Here is a 19,071-nt window from a genome sequence, read left to right as displayed (position 1 = left end):
AGGGGATTTCCATGTATGCGGGCAAGCGGCGCACGATCTTTCAGGATCGTCTTGCAAAGGAAGTCCTGACTGCGTTTGCGGGCCGTGTGTTGCCGTTCGACCTGGCTGCTTCTCAGGCTTATGCGGACCTGATGGCGCGCGCGAAGGCGGCGGGCCGTGCGATTGGCACCGCAGACGGCTACATTGCTGCGACGGCTGCAGCCCCCGGTTTGATGATCGCAACGCGCAACACCAGTCCGTTTGAGGCCGCTGAGCTTCCCACCATCAACCCCCGGCTCTGCAAGCAATGAGGAAAGAGCGGCGTCGCTCTTTGCTGGGTCTACCCCCGCTGCGCGGGAGCTCGGCACTAGCGCCTCAACCTCTCCCCGCTCCCAGCACACGCCGCACAAACACCACGCACATCAGCACAAAAGCCAACAGACCGATCCCGGTCGCAACCGATGCAAACCCGGGCCCCGCCACGGCCAGCGGCGCATCGCCGCCGCCAGAGGCCATGGAACCCACGATCACGATCGCCAGCACGACGCCCACCAGACTCTCGCCCACGATCAGGCCCGAGGCGAACAGCGTGCCGGTGCGCTCGCTGGCCTGCTCAAGCCGGGCCGGATCAGCACCCGCCGATAGCGCCTGAGCGCGGACACGGCTCCGCGCGAACCACGAAATCAAGGCGCCCACGAACAGTGCCGTGGCCACCGTGGGCGGCAGGTAGACGCCCATGGCCACCGCCAGCGGCGGGACGCGGAACCGGCTAACTCGGCCCAGCACCCAGTCGAAGACGATCAGCGCGGCGCCCACCAGCACCCCGATGCGGATGTACGTCCAGTCCAGAGTGTGGCTGAACAGGCCCTGCGCAATGGTGATCATGAGCGAGGCCTGCGGCGCGGCCAGCGCCTGGGCGGGGTCCATGCTCTCGCGCGGCAGGCTGCCAATGAAGCCGTACGCTTCGTAGAGCAGCTCCAGCACCGGCGGAATCGTCACCGCGCCGATCACGCAACCGATGATCAGTGCGATCTGCTGCCGCCAAGGCGTCGCATGCACCAGCCAGCCTGTCTTCAAGTCCTGCAAGTTGTCGTTGGAAATCGCCGCCACGGCGACGACGACCGAGGTGCAGAACAGCGCCAGCGCCGTCATGAAGCGCACGGATTCCGGGTTACCCAACAAGTCCTGCGCCTGGCCGATGCCGATGAAGATCATGGACGAGGCCAGGATGGCGATCACCGCGATCCCGGAAATCGGGCTGGCCGACGAACCGACCAGGCCTGCCATATAACCGCACGCAGCCGCCACCAGGAAACCGAAGACAAAGGCCAGCACGACGCCGGCCACCACCAGCGTCCAGGCGGCCAATGTGGGCAGACCGGAGTCCACGACGAAAGACTGGAACGTCGCGCCCAGCAGCACAATCATCAGCAGCGTCAGCTTCAACAACAGCCCGGGCGACAGATCGGTGTCTCTGCGATCCTGCCCGGATTCTCCCGACCCGCGCTTCAGCACCGACAGCGAAATCCGCATCCCCTCGACCATGGGCTTGATCAGCGTCAGCAGCGTCCAGACCGCCGCCACGGCGATCATGCCGGCGCCGATCAGACGCACCTTGGAAACCCAGATGCCGGTGGCAAAGCTCGCCAGGCTGGCGCCGTCGGGCATGGGCGTGAGCCACGTCAGCCAGGGCACCGCCACGCCCCAGGACAACACCACGCCCAGCAGCATCGCCACCCCGCCGACGATACCGACGAGATAGCCCGCACCGACCAGAGCAAAGGACAGCCCCAGAGGCAACTGAAAGACGGCGCGCCCCATGCTGAACCAGTAACTGACGCTGTCGCCAGCGACGCGCAGCCCGCCCGTCAGCAGACTGAAACTGCCCGCCAGCGCCCCGCCCAGCATGATCTCGCGCAATCCGCCGGACTGCCGGGCTGCCGCCCCATCTGCACCCTCCTGCTTCTGCCCGACTTTCAGTATCTCGGCGGCGGCCACGCCTTCTGGATACGGCAGGTCACTGTTGACGACCAGCGCGCGCCGCAGCGGCACGGTGAACACCACACCCAGAATCCCGCCACAGGCGCAGATCATGGCGGTTTGCAACAGGGGGAACCCGGTCCAATACCCCATCATCAGCAGCGCCGGCAGCACGAAAATGACGGCGGACAAAGTGCCCGCCGCAGACGCCTGTGTCTGGACGATGTTGTTCTCCAGGATATTGGAGTCCCGGAACGCCCGCAGCACCGCCATGGAAATCACCGCTGCCGGAATCGAAGACGCGAAGGTCAGTCCCACTTTCAGGCCCAGATAGACGTTGGACGCGGTGAATACCAGGGTGATCAAAGTACCCAGAATCACACCCCGGAGGGTGAGTTCCTTCAGCGAAGCGTGGGGTTCGGGCATGATGGAGGCGATCCTTGCGGAGAGAGGGGTCTGCGTATTGTATCGATCCGTAGCAGTCTCTATGAAGCAGCACGCTTATCGAGGTAGGAGTATTTTTAGCTGCCGCGCAGGCAGCTGAGAAACGGCACTGCCGGGGGCGCCACGATGACCAGCCGTTTGCTGCCGCGCAGGCAGCTGAGAAATACAGCGAGGCCGGGTACGTCTGGAATGCGGAGTTTGCTGCCGCGCAGGCAGCTGAGAAAGCCACATTCCCGCGCGCCCGCACGACCACGACGTTTGCTGCCGCGCAGGCAGCTGAGAAAATTTCCCATACCGATGAATCCACGCCCCGCGCGTTCGCTGCCGCGCAGGCAGCTGAGAAATACAAGATCATCCGCGATATGCGGGCCGAGGAGTTTGCTGTCGCACAGGCAGCTGAGCAGACATTGAACGGCGTGATCGCATCGCTGGCGATGTGTGCTGCCGCGTGGCAATAGCACGTACTCCTGCGAAGTCGGGCGGGATTGCTCTTCTTTAGCTGCCTGTGCGGCAGTGAACCCATCATCGATGAGCGGCTGCAGCGCCTGCTCTTTCTCAGTTGCCTGTGTGGCAGCAAACTCCGCACTATGGATCATTTCGCTGGACCGCGTTTTCTCAGCTACCTGCACGGCAGCAAACAACTACGCCTACAGCGGCGGCGCCATGGGCCATTTCTCAGCTGCCTGTACGGCAGCAAACACGAGCGAGAAGTTCAACAATGGCCGCACGAATTTCTCAGCTGCCTGCGCGGCAGCAAACCGATGCCACGGGCGACACATCCCCGATTTACTTTTCTCAGTTGCCTGCGCGGCAGCAAACAAGAAGAAACCCGAGCGCAACGCCATCAGCGATTTCTCAGCTGCCTGCGCGGCAGCAAACACGGCCATGCCACCGGCGTCCTGGGTTTTGCTTTTCTCAGCTGCCTGCGCGGCAGCAAACATGCGTGTCGACACGCTCGATGAGATCGCTACTTTCTCAGCTGCCTGCGCGGCAGCAAACATGTCCGGCAGCCGGACTACGAGATCCGGATCTTTCTCAGCTGCCTGCGCGGCAGCAAACAAATGTCGAGCGGCGGCTACACCGGCGACGGCTTTCTCAGCTGCCTGCGCGGCAGCAAACCAGGCGCTGTTTGCGGCGTTGCGGCGCTTGATTTTCTCAGCTGCCTGCGCGGCAGCAAACGCTATGGCCAGCGCCAAAGGTTCGTCCCCAAGTTTCTCAGCTGCCTGCGCGGCAGCAAACCCGATGGACTGGGCGTTCTTTTTCGATCCCCTTTTCTCAGCTGCCTGCGCGGCAGCAAACTCGGCCTCATCGGTCTGAAAGCACAGGATCTGTTTCTCAGCTGCCTGCGCGGCAGCAAACGGTGCGGGCGTCGCCCCGGCCTGGCCCGCTGGTTTCTCAGCTGCCTGCGCGGCAGCAAACTCCGGCGTTGTGAATACGCGCACCACGCCGCTTTTCTCAGCTGCCTGCGCGGCAGCAAACGAGGCTTTGCCGGTCATGACGAAGTCGGTCAATTTCTCAGCTGCCTGCGCGGCAGCAAACGCAAACGCGGAGCGCGACTATCAAATGGACGATTTCTCAGCTGCCTGCGCGGCAGCAAACTAGAACAAAAATCCCCTAACTCATTGTTTCCTAATGGCACCTACCCTTTCTGCCCCTTTATACCCAAATTTCCAGGCCGTCCCTAAGTCATTGATTTCTCTATCATCCACACAAACCCGAAAAAAAAGGGCTCTCAGAGGCAGTCTCCCAGACGGGCCCACCCCCTGACACCCTCCACCCCATTGAACGATAATACGGTTCTCCCCGTTCCACCCCCACGCCACACCTCACCCATGCCCACCCAAGATCTCTCCGGCCACACCCCTATGATGCAGCAGTACCTCCAGCTCAAAGCCCAGGCCGGGTCGCATCTGCTGTTCTACCGCATGGGCGACTTCTACGAGATGTTCTACGACGACGCGGAACGCGGGGCGCGGCTGCTGAATCTGACGCTGACCAAACGCGGCACGTCCAATGGCGCGCCGATCCCGATGGCGGGGGTGCCGCATCACGCCATGGAAGGCTATCTGGCGCGGCTGGTGGCGCTGGGCGAATCCATCGCCATCTGCGAACAGATCGGCGACCCAGCTGCCAGCAAGGGGCCGGTGGAACGCAAGATCGTGCGCGTGGTGACGCCCGGCACGCTGACGGACGACGCGCTGCTGCCGGCCGACGATGACCGCCGGATCGCGGCCTGGATCGGCGGGCGCGGCCACGGACGCGAGACCGTGGGCCTGGCCTGGATGAACCTGGCCAATGGCGACTTCAAGGCCTGCGAATCGACGCAGGAACTGCTGGACGCGGAACTGGGCCGCATCGCGCCCGCTGAACTGGTCTGCACGGAACAGGCGGACATGCAGGCGCTGGACGCCGCCGGGCTGGACGCGGCGATCAGCCGGGTGCCGGACTGGCACTTCGAGACCGACGGCGCGCGCGACACGCTGCTGCGTCATTTCGGGGTGAACGACGTGGGCGCCTTCGGGCTGGACCATCTGCCGCTGGCGATGCGGGCGGCGGGCGCGCTGCTGCGCTATGTCGGGGCGACGCAGTCCCAGGCGCTCAGCCACGTGCACAGCCTGGCGGTGGACGCGGGCGGCGACTATGTGGTGCTGGACCCGGCCACGCGGCGCAATCTGGAAATCACGGACACGTTGAACGGCGGCGATGGGCCGACGCTGTTCAGCACGCTGGACCACGCCCGCACGCCGATGGGCAGCCGCCAATTGCGCCGCTGGCTGCAGGCGCCGCTGCGCGACAATCCGCAGGCTCGCGACCGCCAGGACGTGATCACGCAACTGCTGCAGGCCCCGGACGCCGACGGCGCGCTGCGCGCCCTGCGCGACGCGCTGCGGCCGCTGCCCGATCTGGAGCGCATGGCGACCCGGCTGGCGCTGGGCACGATCCGGCCGCGCGAACTCGCCAGCCTGCGCGATGCGCTGGGAGGGCTGGACACGCTGGCGCAAGACACCGCGTCGGCCTTCAATGCTCAAGGGCTGCTGGCCGACTGCCTGCATGACGTGCCCGTGGACCCGGCGCTGCACGCGCTGCTGGACGGGGGCATCGCCGCCGAACCCGCCCTGATGGTGCGCGACGGCGGGGTGATCGCCCCGGGCTACGACACGGAGTTGGATGAACTGCGCCAATTGGCGGGCGACAACGGCGCCTTTCTGCTCGAGGTCGAATCCCGCGAACGGGAGCGCACCGGCATCGCCAACCTGCGCGTGGAATACAACCGCGTCCACGGCTTTTTCATCGAGGTCTCGCGCGGCCAGGCGGACAAGGTGCCGGACGATTACCGCCGCCGCCAGACGCTGAAAAACGCGGAACGCTACATCACGCCCGAACTGAAGGCCTGGGAGGACAAAGTCCTGTCGGCCCGGGATCGCGGCCTGGCGCGCGAAAAACTGCTGTACGAACAGATCCTGGCGCAGGCGGCGGAACACGCGGCGGCCCTGGCGCGCAGCGCGGCCGCGCTGGCGCGGATCGACGCACTGGCCGGGCTGGCCCATCATGCGCGCGCCCACGGCTGGGTGGCGCCGGAACTGTCCGACGACATCTGCCTGGACATCGAGGCGGGCCGCCACCCGGTGGTGGAACACAGCATTGAATCGTTCACCCCGAACGACTGCCGCATGGGCGAGGAACGCCGCATGCTGCTGATCACAGGGCCGAACATGGGCGGCAAGTCCACCTATATGCGTCAGGTGGCGCTGATCGCGCTGCTGGCGCGCGCCGGCAGCTATGTGCCGGCCACGCGGGCCAGGATCGGCCCGGTGGACCGCATCTTCACGCGCATCGGCGCGGCCGACGACCTGGCGGGCGGACGCTCGACCTTCATGATGGAGATGATGGAGGCGGGCGTGATCCTGGGGGCGGCCACGCCGCGCAGCCTGGTGCTGATGGACGAAATCGGCCGCGGCACCTCCACCTACGACGGCCTGGCGCTGGCCTGGGCCATCGCCCACCGGCTGCTGACGCACAACCGCGCCATGACGCTGTTTGCCACGCACTATTTCGAGATGACCCGGCTGCCTGAAAGATCCCACGGCGTGACGAACGTCCACCTGGCGGCGGCCGATGCTCCCGACGGCGTGGTCTTTCTGCACGAAGTCCGCCCCGGTCCGGCCAGCCAGAGCTACGGCCTGCACGTGGCGCAGCGCGCCGGCATCCCGCCGGTGGTGATCCGCCACGCGCGCAAGGAACTGGCCGAACTGGAAGCCCGCAACCGGGCGGAATCCCAGTTGGGGCTGTTCGTGCAGCAGACCGAGGATGAATCCGGCGGCGACCCCGACGCACCGCTGCGCGCCGCGCTGCAGGCGCTGGAACCCGACAGCCTCAGCCCGCGCGAAGCGCTGGAACTGATCTACCAGATGCGCCGCGATTTTCTCTGATCTATACGGCAACCCGGCCTGAACACCGGGCTACCCCGGCCCGCCGCCCTGCCCCCCTCACAGGACACCCGCCATGCATACCGCCATTCCCGATATCGACCAGCCCACACCCCTGCTGGGCGGCCTGACGCCCCAGGAATTCATGCGCGACTACTGGCAGAAAAAACCGCTGCTGGTGCGTCAGGCGATCCCCGGTTTCCAGCCGCCGGTCACGATTCGCGACGTGCACACGCTGGCCCGCCGCGACGAGGTCGAATCCCGCCTGATCACCCACGGAGACAAGGGCTGGTCGCTGAAGCACGGGCCGTTTCGCCGCCTGCCGCCCGCCACGCAGCCTAACTGGACGCTGCTGGTGCAGAGCGTGGACCTGCACGATGACGCCACGGCCGCGCTGATGCGGCAGTTCCGCTTCATTTCCGACGCCCGGCTGGACGACCTGATGATCAGCGTCGCCACCGACGGCGGCGGCGTCGGTCCCCACTTCGACAGCTACGACGTGTTTCTGCTGCAAGGCCATGGCCGGCGCCGCTGGCGCACCAGCCAGCAGGCGGACCGCAGCCTGGTGCCGGGGCTGCCGCTGAAGATCCTGGCCGACTTCCAGCCGGACGCCGACGACATCCTGGAACCGGGCGACATGCTGTACCTGCCCCCGCATGCCTGCCACGACGGTGTGGCCATCGGCAACGACTGCATGACGCTGTCCATCGGCTTCCGCGTCCCCAGCCAGGCCACCCTGGCCCGCGGCCTGCTGGAAGCCGCCGCCGACCAGGTCTCGGCCCAGCACCTGGGCGATCCGGGCTTGTACGGGCAGCCCGGCCTGCCCGGCCCGGATCTGGCCGCGCTGTACACCGACGCCGGCACGCCCGCCACCCGGACGCCGGCGGCCCTGCCCGATGCGCTGGTGGGGGCGACGCTGGAAACGCTGTCCAGGATCCGCCTGGATCGCGCCGTGGCGGCGCGCTTCCTGGGCCAATGGCTGACGTCCCTGCCCGACAGCGCCCTGTTCGATCCGGCTGACGATCCGCCGGCGTTGAGCGCGGGAATCCCGGCGTCGGGCCGCCTGACGCTGGACCGCTGCACACGGCTGATGTACTGTGACCAGCAGATCTTCATCAATGGCGAGGTCGCCCCCCTGGCGGCCGAACCCGGCCTTCAGGCACTGGCCGATCAGCGCACCCTGGAAGCCGACGCGGTCCGCCGTCTGCCCTCCGAGACCCTGGCCCTGCTGGACGAATGGCTGCAGGAAGGCTGGCTGCACTGGGAGGACTGAACTCGGCCCACCGCCTCACCGCTTGCCAGCAGTCCGGATCCGTCAGGCTGGGCAATTTGCTTATATCCGCATAAAAACATAAGCATCGGTTCGTTCACGGCATGAAGGAAGCGTCCCAGAATGGACGCTTCCTTCGTTTTTACAAGACCGTGCCATGCTCGCGCCGAACTACCTGCCCGAAGCCCACCATACCCTGATCGCCGATCTGGCGGGTTCGCTGGAATCCCCCAGCCTGCACTGGCTCTCGGGCTATTTCGCCGGTGTCGCCCAGGCGCGCCAACCCGCACGGGAAGCCGCGCCTCCGCTGGCGGTCGCCGCCGCGCCGGCCGCCGACGCCGCTCAGCGGCTGACCATCGTCTACGGCAGCCAGACGGGCAACGCCAAGCGCCTCGCCACCGCGCTGCACGAGCAGGTGCAGGGCCTGGGCCTGGAGGCGCGTCTGGTGCGGGCCGACCAGTACAAGACCAAGGAACTGAAGGATGAGCAACTGCTCTACGTGGTCATGAGCACCCAGGGCGACGGCGATCCGCCGGACGATTCCATCGCCTGGGTCGAATTCCTGCTGGGCAAGCGCGCGCCGAAACTGCCGCGGCTGAAATACGCCGTGCTGGGCCTGGGGGATTCCAGCTATCCCTCATTCTGCGGCATCTCGCAGAAGATCGACGACCGTCTGGCCGAGTTGGGCGCGCAACGCCTGCAGGAAGCCGGCGCGGCCGACCTGGACATCGAAACCGTCGCCACCCCCTGGCAGGCCCGGGCGCTGGAGCAGGCCCGCGAGACGCTGAAGTCCACTGCGCCCGCCGCCCCTCAGGCCACCGTGACGCCGCTGCACCCCCAGGCCGAGAAATTCACCCGTGACCGTCCGTTCCAGGCGGAAGTCCTGCTGAACCAGGCCATCACGGGCCGCGACAGCGACAAGGACATCCGCCATCTGGAACTGTCCCTGGCGGGCAGCAAGCTGCAGTACGAACCCGGCGATGCCCTGGGCGTCTGGCCGGTGCAGGACGACACCCTGGTCGCCCGCGTGCTGGAGGCCGGCGGCTTGAACGCCGCCGATCCGGTCGAACACCAGGGCGCTCAACGCCCTCTGGGTGAATGGCTGGGCCGCTACCGCGAACTGACCGTGCTGACCCGCCCTTTTCTGGCGGCGCTGGCGGAACGCGCCGGCAGTGACGAATTGACGGCGCTGCTGAAACCCGACGCCCGGGAATCCCTGGCCGCCTACCTGGGCACGCATCAACTGATCGACGCGTTGCGCCAATGGCCGGCGCGCTGGACCGGGCCGGAACTGGTGGCGGCCCTGCGTCCGCTGACCCCGCGCCTGTATTCCATCGCCTCCTGCGCGGCAGTGGCCGAAGACGAGGTTCACCTGACGCTGGGGCACGTCGCCTTTGAACTGGAGGGCGAATCCCGCTGGGGTGTGGCCTCGCACTTCCTGTCCGAACGCGCCGAAGGCGAGACGGTCCCGGTCTTCATCGAGGAAAACACGCGCTTTCGCCTGCCGGCCGACGCCTCCCGCGACATCATCATGATCGGCGCCGGGACCGGGGTGGCGCCGTTCCGCGCCTTCGTCCAGGCCCGCGCCGACGCGGACGCTTCAGGCCGCAACTGGCTGTTCTTCGGCAACCCGCATTTCACCAGCGACTTCCTGTACCAGACCGAATGGCAGCAGGCGCTGAAAGACGGCCACCTGGACCGCATCGACCTGGCGTTCTCCCGCGATCAGGCGGACAAGATCTACGTCCAGCACAAGCTGCTGTCGCAGGGCGCAGACGTCTATGACTGGATCCAGGCGGGCGCCCACCTGTACGTCTGCGGCGACGCCGACCACATGGCCCGCGACGTCCAGGCCGCCCTGCTGGACATTGCCCGCGACCACGGCGGCCTGAACGAGGAAGGCGCCCGCGAATGGCTGGACGATCTGGCCGCGCAAGGCCGCTACGCCCGCGACGTCTATTAAGCCGGTCTGACATTCAGCCCATTCAAATACCTTTTCGATCTCGATATTCCGACATGAGCGTTTCCCCCCTGTCCCCCCTGGAAGACATCAAGACCGCAAGCCGGTTCCTGCGCGGCACCATCGCCAAAGAGCTGGAAAACCCGGTGACCGGCGCCATTCCCGAAGCCGACACCAAGCTGCTGAAATTCCACGGCAGCTACATGCAGGACGACCGGGACATCCGCGACGAACGGCGCAAGCAGAAGCTGGAGCCGGCCTACGCCTTCATGGTGCGCGCGCGTCTGCCGGGCGGCGTGATCAGCCCCGACCAATGGCTGGCGCTGGACGCACTGGCGGACAAGTACGCCACGCGCGGCCTGCGCATCACCACGCGCCAGACCTTTCAGTGGCACGGCATCCTGAAGCGCAATCTGCGCGCCTTCATGCAAGGCATCCACGATGCCCGCGCCACCACCATCGCCGCCTGCGGCGACGTGAACCGCCAGGTGATCAGCTCGGTCAACCCGCACCTGTCCAGCCAGCACGCGCTGACGCAGCAATGGGTGCAGCGCCTGTCCGACCACTTCCTGCCGCGCACCAGCGCCTACGCCGAAATCTGGCTGGGCGGCGAACAGGTCGGTGAAGCCGTCGACGAGGAACCCATCTACGGCAATAACTCCGCCTACCTGCCGCGCAAGTTCAAGATCGGCGTCGCCCTGCCGCCGACCAATGATTGCGACGTCTTCGCCAACGACCTGGGGCTGGTCGCCATCATCGAGAACGGCGAACTGCAAGGCTTCAACGTCGCCGTGGGCGGCGGCATGGGCGCCACCGCGGGCGACCCGAGCACCTACCCGCGCCTGGGCACGCTGATCGGCTTCACCCGGCCGGAACACGTGGTCGCCGTGGCCGAGGCCGTGATCACCCTGCAGCGCGACCACGGCGACCGCCAGCACCGCCAGCATGCGCGCCTGAAATACACGATCGACCGCTTGGGCGTGGACTGGTTCCGTGAACAGGTCAGCCTGCGCAGCGGCACGCCGCTGGAGCCCCTGCGCCCCTACCGCTTCGAGCGCAACGGCGACCGCTACGGCTGGTCGCGCGGCGAGGACGGCCGCTGGCACCTGGGGCTGTACATCGCCTCGGGCCGTCTGTGGGACCAGGACGGCCTGCGCCTGCAGACCGGCATGCGCGAGATCGCCAGGATCCTGAAGGGCGAATTCCGCCTGACCTGCAACCAGAACCTGGTGATCGCCAACGTGGACGAGGCCGACCGCGCCGCCATCGACGCCCTGGTCGAGGCATACGGGCTGGACGAGTACAAGGCGCAAAGCGGCATACGCCGCCACCACATCGCCTGTGTCGCGCTGCCGACCTGCGGCCTGGCCATGGCCGAGAGCGAACGCTACGCCCCCGTGCTGCTGCCCAAGCTGGAAGCCCTGCTGGACACGCACGGCCTGCGCGACGCTCCCATCCTGCTGCGCCTGTCGGGCTGTCCGAACGGCTGCTCGCGTCCCTATCTGGGCGAGATCGCCCTGGTGGGCCGCGCCCTGGGGCGCTACGACCTGCGCCTGGGCGCCGACTTCATCGGCGAACGCCTGAACGTCGTCTACCGCGAGAACATCACCGAAGCCGACATCCTGTCCAGCCTGGACGCCCTGTTCGGCCAATACGCCCGTGAACGCATCGCGGACGAAGGCTTCGGCGACTTCCTGGTGCGCGCCGGCGTGATCCAGGCGGATGCACGCGATCCGCACATTGCCGAACCCGACCGCAAGGCGAGCGCGGCATGAACCACTTTCCACTGTTCGCCGACCTGAAGGGCCGCACCGCCGTCGTCGTCGGGGCCGGCCTGGTGGCCGAGCGCAAGATCGCGCTGCTGCTCGCCGCCGGCGCCCGGGTCGTCGTCAGCGCCCGCGCGGCCCATCCCCAGGTGCTGGCGCGTGCCCAGGCGGGCGAGATCGATCTGCGTCTGGGCAGCTTCGATCCCGCCCTGCTGGACGAGGCCTGGCTGGCCGTCGCGGCCACCAACGACCGCGCGCAGAACCGACAGGTCGCGGACGCCGCCGCGACCCGCCGCCTGTTCTGCAACGTCGTGGACGATCCGGAACTGTCCAGCGTCCAGGTGCCGGCCATCGTGGACCGGGCGCCGCTGACCATCGCGATTTCCTCGGGCGGCGCCGCGCCCGTGATCGCCCGGCGCCTGCGCGAGCGCATCGAATCGATGTTCGACCCGGCCCTGGGCGCCCTGGCCGCGCTGGCGCAGCGCAAGCGGCCCGACATCCGCCAGGCGCGGCCGCAATTGCGTGCGCGCCGGGACTTCTACGACTGGCTGCTGGACGGCCCCGTCCTGGGCGCCCTGCGGCGCGGCCGCGAGAATGAGGCCGAATCCCTGCTGGACCAGGCCCTGGCGACCGCCAACCCGCCCCCGGCGGGCAAGGTGCTGCTGGTCGGCGCCGGACCCGGCGATCCCGGCCTGCTGACCCTGCGCGGCCTGCGCGCCCTGAACGAAGCCGACGTGATCCTGGCCGACCGCCTGGTCAGCCCCGCCGTCCTGGCGCTGGCGCGGCGCGACGCGCACGTGATCGACGTGGGCAAGGCCCCCGGCGGTCCGCACGAATCCACCCAGTCCCGCATCCATGCCCTGATGGTATCGCACGCGCGCCAGGGACGCTGCGTGGTGCGCCTGAAAGGCGGCGACCCCATGGTCTTTGGCCGCGGGGGCGAGGAATTGCAGCACCTGAAGCGGCACGGCATCGCCTATGAAGTCGTGCCCGGCATCACCGCCGCCCTGGCCTGCGGCGCCTACGCCGGCATTCCGCTGACGCACCGCGACCACGCCCAGTCCCTGACCCTGTCCACCGCGCATGTGAAGGCGGGCGGGCAGGTGAACGCGCCGGCGCCACCACCATCGCCCTCGGCCGAACCACATGATCCCGCTGATCGCGATGGCCAGACCCGGGTGTACTACATGGGGGTGGAACGCCTGCCGGCGCTGCGCGACCGGCTGCTGGCCGAAGGTCACGCCGCCAACCTGCCCTGCGCCCTGGTGGAAAACGGGTCGCGACCGGAACAGCGCGCCCTGCACGCCACCCTGGGTTCGGTCGTGGAACAAGCGCGCCGCCACGCCATCCGCTCCCCCGCCCTGATCATCGTCGGCGAAGTCGCCGCGCTGGGCATGGATCTGGCGTGGTTCGGCGAGACGCTACTGACGACAACGGCTGGCGAATCAAGCGATGCATCAGCCGGTGGTGCCGCCCCGCAACGACAACAAGCGGCGGCCTGATCGCTTCTTTGCAGCATCCCCCGCCTCAAGCGCGGTCAGCGCCTGCTTGATCGCACCGTAGGCGGGGCGCCCCTGCGTCGTGATCTTGTCCCGTACGGCATCGAACTGGCCGCGCCGGGCCAGGTCGAGGATTTCGCTGCGGATCACGCGATAGGCCTGCAAAGCCTCGGCGAAACGCTCCTGGGCCGCCGAATCCGGCTTGCGGCCCCGGTAGCGCGCCCAGGTCGCGTCCATGATCTGGTCGACCTCGCCGATCCGCTCGACCACCGGCTGGATTTCGTCATAGCGGTCGGCGTTCTTGATGAGGATGTTGCACGCCCGCATTTCTTCGGCGCAGGTCGACAACACCTCGAGTTCAGGCCGCCCCGGCAGCAGTTGCGCGGTGCCCCGCTTGAGCGTGCCGATCTGGCCCTGGACCAGGCGCAGGTCGACGTTGCTCTTGCCCACCCATTCGACGGACTGCCGGGCCGACTCGGACAGGGACGCAATGTCCCGGCCGATCTCCTGGCTCAGGCCGCTTTGCGTGTGCGCCGCCTCGGTCATCTGACCGGAGGCTTCCAGTGTGCGGCTGGAGTGCTGGCTGATGTCATCCAGGGCCTGCCCGGCCTCGCGGGCATGCTCAACCCCGGCCTGGATGTCGGTCAGCACGGTTTCAAGAAAGCCGCCGGCTTCGGCCGTGCTGGCCGAGATCGCCGAGATCATCGCGCGGATCTGCACGGTGGCCTCGTCGGTGCGGGCCGCCAGTTTGCGGACCTCGTCGGCCACGACGCCGAAACCGCGCCCCTGCTCGCCTGCCCGGGCCGCCTCGACGGCGGCGTTCAAGGACAGCAGATTGGTCTGCATGGCCACTTGCTGGATCAAGCCCAGAATACCCTCGATCTCCCGAGTCTGGCGCACGACCTCGCGGAACCGGTCGCTGAGGCTGTCGGCCGACCGGGCCAGCGCCCCAAGCCGCGCCGTGGTCTCGCCCAGCAGCGCGTCCCCCCGCTGCGCCAGCGCGTGCATATTGTCGACCCCGTCGCGCGTGACCTCGGCGGATTGCACCACGGCCTCGACGCTGTGGGCCAGGGTGTCCATGCTGTCCCTCAGACTGGCCAGGATCCCCGTCTGCTCGCGCGACAAGGTGATCACGTTGGTGAACGAGGACATCATGCCGGCATTGCTGATGGTGATGTCGAGCGCCTGCCGATCCAGGCTCTGGATGTCCTGAGCCACCCGCCCGCTCATCCAGCATATCCGCATGCTCATGGTTGTCTCCGGTTATTTCACTAACATATTAGCTTGATAAACGCACGGCAACAAGAGGGTGTTCAATCCGCGGCGCACAATGCAAAAGCCCCGCCGATCCAGCCGGCGAGGCTTTGTGCTTGCCCTGAGGGCACGGGCAGGGTCCAAAGAACCGGACCCGCCTGAGGATCGACCTTACTGGGTTTCCTTCAGGTTCTTCGACAAGACCGTCAGGATGCGCTTGGCCGTGGCGTCGGTCAGGGGCTGACCGGCCTCGTCGCGCACGCTGACCTGGGTACCGCCGCCCTGCTGGGCCAGATGGATGCGCAGCTTCAGCGGTTCGGCCGAGTTGCGGGTGCCGAACATGCGGCCGAACACCGTCTGCTGCTCGATCTTTTCGCCCGAGTCGGTGTCCAGGTAGCGGATGTAGTAATCGCCCTGCTCGCGGTTGCGGTCCTCGACCGTGAAGCGGGCCGAATCGATGGCCACGCCCACGCGACGCCAGGCCCGGTCGAAGGGCTCAGCCACGGTCAGGGAGGTCTGATCCTGGGCGAGTTGAGCGACCGAAGCCTCGGTCGGGCCGGCTTCGGCGGCCTTGACCTGCTGGGCGGCCTGCTGCTGGTCGGTGCCCAGGTAGACCATCAGACGGGCCAGCATGGCGGCGTTCAGACCCGGATCTTCTTTACCGAAGACCCACTTGAAGGCCGTGCCGTCGCCCGTGGGGGTTTCTTCCATGTGCTGGTGGCTGATGTAGACCTCGGTCTTGCCGTTCACACGCTCCAGGCGCGTGGTGAAGCGGTCGCGCTCGCCGCTGTCGAAGACCTGGTCCAGCACGCTGCCCAGGGCGCTGCGCAGCCAGCCCTCGGGGATCTTGGCGCGGTTTTCCGCCCAGTCGGTCTCGATCAGACCGGCCTGCGCGTTCTGGGAATGGATGGTGAAGCCTTGTTCACCCCAGAATTCGATGATCTTCGGGTACAGGTTTTCAGCGGCGTCGCTGACCACCAGCCAGCGCAGCGTGCCGTCGCGCATGACTTCGATGCCGTTGGCCTTGGGCAGCACCCGGTCGGCCGGGTTCACGCTCTGCGCGCTCTGGCTGGCCTTGTTGTAGTCGCTGAGACGGGCGACGCCTTCGGGGGCGACGTAATGCGTGTTCTTGTTGGCCTGCGTCAGATCAGGCGGAATCGACAGCGGATCCCCCGCAACGGTGCTCTTGTATTCGACGGAGTCTGTCTGACCGGTCATTTCACCGAGGGTCGAGCAGGCGGACAAGGTCAGCAGGCCCGCCAGCATCAGGCTGGTCCGGGCGAGCGGCATGCGTTTCATCTTCACAGGGAACCTGCCTCAATCAGGGCTTGGCGCACAACGGTGCGGAACGAATCGGACAAGGGCGTCAGCGGCAGACGGTAGCCCAGCTGGGTCAGGCCCATTTCAGCCACGGCCCACTTGACGGGGATGGGGTTGGCTTCCAGGAACAGCACCTGGTTCAAAGTCGCCAGCCGGGTGTTCAGGCGGCGGGTCTCGGGCACGTCGCCCCGCAGCGCGGCGGCGCACAGTTCGTGCATGAGGCGCGGCGCGACGTTGGCCGTGACGGAGATATTGCCCCGGCCGCCCAGCAGGATCAGCGCGGCGGCGGTGGGATCGTCGCCGCTGATGACGTGAAAGCCTTCGGGTGCGGCGGCGATCAGTTGGGCGCCCCGGCCGATATTGCCGGTGGCGTCCTTGACCCCGATGATGCCCGGCACCTGGGCCAGGCGCAGGATGGTCTCGTTGGACAGGTCCGCCACTGTGCGGCCCGGCACGTTGTACAGGATGCTGGGCAGATCGCCGGACTCGGCGATGGCGCGGAAGTGCTGGTAGAGGCCTTCCTGGGTGGGCTTGTTGTAGTAGGGCACGACCGTCAGGCCGGCGGCGGCGCCGGCGGCGTAGGCATGGCGCTGCAGCTCGATGGCTTCGGCGGTGGAATTGCCGCCGGTGCCCGCGATCACGGGAATGCGCCCGTTGGCGTGGCGCACGGCCAGTTCGATCAGTTCGGCCTGTTCCTGGACGGTGACCGTGGGGGATTCGCCGGACGTGCCGACCACCACCAGGGCGTCAGTGCCTTGTTCGACGTGCCAGTCGATCAGTTTTCGGAAGGCGTCCAGGTCCAACTGCCCGTCGGGATGCATGGGCGTGACCAGGGCAACCATGCTGCCCTGAAAGACTGGGGTCGATGAATCCGAGCCGGCCATGATGAGGAATGCCTCCGCAAAACGCCCGGGAAGGCCCCCGAGCGAAACAAAAGATCAAGTTTACCGGATTCGGACCACCGATCTACAAAAATCCGCCGACGACCCACTGGCCGAACTTCAGGAGCGGCAGCATCAGGGGCCAGAGCCAGCCGAGCATCATCAGCACGATCAGGATCACCAGGCCGTAGGGTTCGATCTTGCCATAGCGCCAGGCCAGGCGCGGCGGCAGCAGGCTGAAGACGATCCGCCCCCCGTCCAGCGGCGGCAGCGGCAGCAGATTCAGCGCCATCAGGATCAGATTGACCTGGACCCCGGCGTTGGCCATCAACAGCCAGAAATCCTGCGGTCCGCTGATCATGCCCAAGGACAGCATGGCCCGCAGGAACAGCACCCAGCCGATCGCCATGAACAGATTGGAGGCCGGCCCCGCCAGGGCGACCCACAGCATGTCGCGCTTGGGCCGACGCAGGCGGCTCCAGTTGACCGGCACGGGCTTGGCCCAGCCGAACAGCAGCCCGCCGCCCATGAGTTTGGTGGCGAACAGCAAGACCAGCGGCACCACGATGGTGCCCATCGGATCGATGTGGCGCAACGGGTTCAGGCTGATGCGGCCGGCTTGCTCGGCGGTGGGATCGCCGAAATGGCGCGCCACGTAGCCGTGCGCGGCCTCGTGCAAGGTAATGGCAAACAGGACCGGCAGGGCGTAGACCGCAATGGTCTGGATCAGATTGTCCACGGCAACTCGGGTAGATGAGACGCCGGCCGACGGCCGGCAGACCCCGTAAGCTTAACCGTTTCAGGACAGACCCAAGGTCGCCGGGTCGCCGCGGCCCACCCGCATCACCTGGGGCGCTTCGGCCGTCAGATCGATGACCGTGGTGGGCTCGAAGGGGCAGGAGCCGCCGTCCACAATGGCGGCCAGCTCGTGCTGGTAGCGGCCGACGATGTCCTGGGCGTCGTTCAGGGGCAAATCCTCGTCCTGGGGGATCAGGGTGGTCGAGAGCAGCGGCGAACCAGCCGCCTCGATCAGGGCGAGCGCCACCCGGTGCTCGGGGACACGGATGCCGATGGTCTTGCGCGAGGGATGCGACACGCGCCGCGGGACTTCCTTGGTGGCCTCGAGGATGAAGGTCCAGGGACCCGGCGTGGCCAGCTTCAACAGCCGGTACTGAGGGTTGTCGACCTTGGCGAAATGGCTGATTTCCGCCAGGTCGCGGCACAGCAGCGTCAGGTGGTGGCGTTCGTCCAGACCGCGCAACCGGCGCAGTCGTTCGGCGGCATCCTTGTCGTCCAGGCGCGCCACGACGGCATAGCTGGAATCCGTAGGGACGGCCACCAGCCCCCCTTTGGCCAACAGGTCGCCGGCCTGCTGCAGCAGCCTGGATTGCGGGTTTTCGGGATGGACGACGAAAATCTGTGCCATGAGCAATCTTCCTTATGGGAGAGGTCCGGCCGCCCTGAAACACGCCCGTCGCCGGGCCGATTTCCAGGCGGCCCCGGGTGAACCGCTGAAATCAAATCCGTAGCCGATAACATGACCTAAAACGGGATGACGATCAAGCGACGATGTGTTGCCTGCAAAAGGATTTTAGTCATGCTAGAATTTCCGTTCTTTGCAGTGGTGACCGTAGCTCAGTTGGTAGAGTCCCGGATTGTGATTCCGGTTGTCGTGGGTTCGAGCCCCATCGGTCACCCCAAGCATTCTTCTGCACTGCAATCCCCCCGGGTTCCCGGGCGACGGGGACGGCCCCGTCCGATCGCATCCACGCGGTGACGACACCGCTGCCGCGAACCACGCTCCATGCACATCCACGACCGCCCCCTGTCAGAACGCGTCTTTCACGCGCTGGCGTTCGAAGTCCTTGCCATTGGCATTTCCGCCCCCCTGGCCGCCTGGATCACCGGGCACGGCCTGTTCGACATGGGCGTGCTCACCGCCGTCATCGCCACGATCGCGGTGCTCTGGAACATGTTTTACAACTGGTTGTTCGATCGCCTGCAGGCGCGTGTCGGCTTCGATCGCACCTACGTCATCCGGGTGGCGCACGCCTTTGGCTTCGAAGGCGGCCTGATCGTCATCGCCATCCCCTTCGTCGCCTGGTGGCTGGACATCTCGATCTGGCAAGCCCTGGTGCTGGATCTGGGCTTCGTGCTGTTCTATCTGCCCTACGGCTTTCTTTTCAACCTGGGGTATGACAAGATTCGGCAGAATCTGATCGCAGCCGACTGACGGCCCGGCGCACGGCCGGTTGTCGCGCGGCCGCGCGAGTCGGACCTGCGCCCCGTGT

14 protein-coding genes, 1 tRNA gene and 1 pseudogene are annotated in these 19,071 nt (G+C 66.9%); 8 read left to right on the top strand and 8 right to left on the bottom strand.

The window, feature by feature from the left end:
• Nucleotides 1-17: 17 nt before the first annotated feature.
• Nucleotides 18-290, top strand: a pseudogene (locus tag ACFO0J_RS08730) (PIN domain-containing protein); the annotation flags it as partial.
• A gap of 64 nt (nucleotides 291-354) precedes the next feature.
• Here ACFO0J_RS08730 and ACFO0J_RS08725 read toward each other — a convergent pair.
• From ACFO0J_RS08725 to ACFO0J_RS17960, 3 genes are all read right to left on the bottom strand, one after another.
• Nucleotides 355-2,385 carry an OPT family oligopeptide transporter gene (locus tag ACFO0J_RS08725; protein WP_376812683.1) on the bottom strand — a complete coding sequence of 677 codons (2,031 nt, stop codon included), beginning with the start codon at nucleotides 2,383-2,385 and terminating at the stop codon, nucleotides 355-357.
• Between the two features lie 95 nt (nucleotides 2,386-2,480).
• A complete protein-coding gene (locus tag ACFO0J_RS17965; RefSeq protein ID WP_417281878.1) occupies nucleotides 2,481-3,044 on the bottom strand; it encodes a hypothetical protein in 564 nt (187 codons plus the stop codon).
• A gap of 6 nt (nucleotides 3,045-3,050) precedes the next feature.
• Complete coding sequence (locus tag ACFO0J_RS17960) at nucleotides 3,051-3,914, bottom strand: hypothetical protein (RefSeq protein ID WP_417281877.1); 864 nt, start codon at nucleotides 3,912-3,914, stop codon at nucleotides 3,051-3,053.
• Nucleotides 3,915-4,235: 321 nt separating this feature from the next.
• Here ACFO0J_RS17960 and mutS point away from each other — a divergent pair, with 321 nt between their 5' ends.
• The 5 genes from mutS (at nucleotide 4,236) to cysG (ending at nucleotide 13,328) form a co-directional block, all read left to right on the top strand.
• Complete coding sequence (mutS, locus tag ACFO0J_RS08720; protein ID WP_376812682.1) at nucleotides 4,236-6,833, top strand: DNA mismatch repair protein MutS; 2,598 nt, start codon at nucleotides 4,236-4,238, stop codon at nucleotides 6,831-6,833.
• A 73-nt stretch (nucleotides 6,834-6,906) separates the two neighbouring features.
• Nucleotides 6,907-8,103 (top strand): cupin domain-containing protein, encoded by a 1,197-nt coding sequence (locus ACFO0J_RS08715; RefSeq protein WP_376812681.1) that lies wholly within the window; start codon nucleotides 6,907-6,909, stop codon nucleotides 8,101-8,103.
• A gap of 154 nt (nucleotides 8,104-8,257) precedes the next feature.
• Nucleotides 8,258-10,063, top strand: coding sequence for an assimilatory sulfite reductase (NADPH) flavoprotein subunit (locus ACFO0J_RS08710; RefSeq protein WP_376812680.1), 1,806 nt, complete (start codon nucleotides 8,258-8,260; stop codon nucleotides 10,061-10,063).
• Between the two features lie 53 nt (nucleotides 10,064-10,116).
• Nucleotides 10,117-11,835, top strand: coding sequence for an assimilatory sulfite reductase (NADPH) hemoprotein subunit (gene cysI / locus ACFO0J_RS08705; RefSeq protein ID WP_376812679.1), 1,719 nt, complete (start codon nucleotides 10,117-10,119; stop codon nucleotides 11,833-11,835).
• On the top strand, nucleotides 11,832-13,328 hold the full coding sequence (gene cysG / locus ACFO0J_RS08700) for a siroheme synthase CysG (RefSeq protein WP_376812678.1): 1,497 nt from the start codon (nucleotides 11,832-11,834) through the stop codon (nucleotides 13,326-13,328). The genes cysI and cysG overlap by 4 nt, the downstream gene beginning before the upstream one ends.
• Here cysG and ACFO0J_RS08695 read toward each other — a convergent pair.
• The 5 genes from ACFO0J_RS08695 to ACFO0J_RS08675 all read right to left on the bottom strand — a co-directional run bounded on the left by ACFO0J_RS08695 (nucleotide 13,284) and on the right by ACFO0J_RS08675 (nucleotide 18,206).
• Nucleotides 13,284-14,576 carry a methyl-accepting chemotaxis protein gene (locus tag ACFO0J_RS08695; protein WP_376812677.1) on the bottom strand — a complete coding sequence of 431 codons (1,293 nt, stop codon included), beginning with the start codon at nucleotides 14,574-14,576 and terminating at the stop codon, nucleotides 13,284-13,286. The genes cysG and ACFO0J_RS08695 overlap by 45 nt on opposite strands.
• 174 nt (nucleotides 14,577-14,750) lie before the next feature.
• Nucleotides 14,751-15,869, bottom strand: a complete 1,119-nt coding sequence (gene bamC / locus ACFO0J_RS08690; protein WP_376812676.1) for an outer membrane protein assembly factor BamC — start codon at nucleotides 15,867-15,869, stop codon at nucleotides 14,751-14,753.
• An 11-nt stretch (nucleotides 15,870-15,880) separates the two neighbouring features.
• Complete coding sequence (dapA, locus tag ACFO0J_RS08685; RefSeq protein WP_376812675.1) at nucleotides 15,881-16,783, bottom strand: 4-hydroxy-tetrahydrodipicolinate synthase; 903 nt, start codon at nucleotides 16,781-16,783, stop codon at nucleotides 15,881-15,883.
• An 82-nt stretch (nucleotides 16,784-16,865) separates the two neighbouring features.
• Entirely contained in the window at nucleotides 16,866-17,519 is a 654-nt protein-coding gene (locus tag ACFO0J_RS08680; RefSeq protein WP_376812674.1) for a site-2 protease family protein, read from the bottom strand.
• Between the two features lie 60 nt (nucleotides 17,520-17,579).
• The gene (locus ACFO0J_RS08675; protein WP_376812673.1) at nucleotides 17,580-18,206 is read right to left on the bottom strand and encodes an L-threonylcarbamoyladenylate synthase; all 627 of its coding nucleotides are present in this window, start codon (nucleotides 18,204-18,206) and stop codon (nucleotides 17,580-17,582) included.
• A gap of 198 nt (nucleotides 18,207-18,404) precedes the next feature.
• Here ACFO0J_RS08675 and ACFO0J_RS08670 point away from each other — a divergent pair.
• A tRNA-His gene (locus tag ACFO0J_RS08670) sits at nucleotides 18,405-18,480 on the top strand.
• Between the two features lie 104 nt (nucleotides 18,481-18,584).
• Nucleotides 18,585-19,013 carry a multidrug/biocide efflux PACE transporter gene (locus ACFO0J_RS08665; RefSeq protein ID WP_376812672.1) on the top strand — a complete coding sequence of 143 codons (429 nt, stop codon included), beginning with the start codon at nucleotides 18,585-18,587 and terminating at the stop codon, nucleotides 19,011-19,013.
• The last annotated feature ends 58 nt before the right edge of the window (nucleotides 19,014-19,071 follow it).

It is taken from the genome of Castellaniella hirudinis (assembly GCF_042651965.1).
GTDB classification, from domain to species: domain Bacteria; phylum Pseudomonadota; class Gammaproteobacteria; order Burkholderiales; family Burkholderiaceae_B; genus Castellaniella; species Castellaniella hirudinis.
The sequence above is the reverse complement of the archived record's forward strand: the minus strand, read 5'-3'. Positions and strand labels throughout refer to the sequence as shown.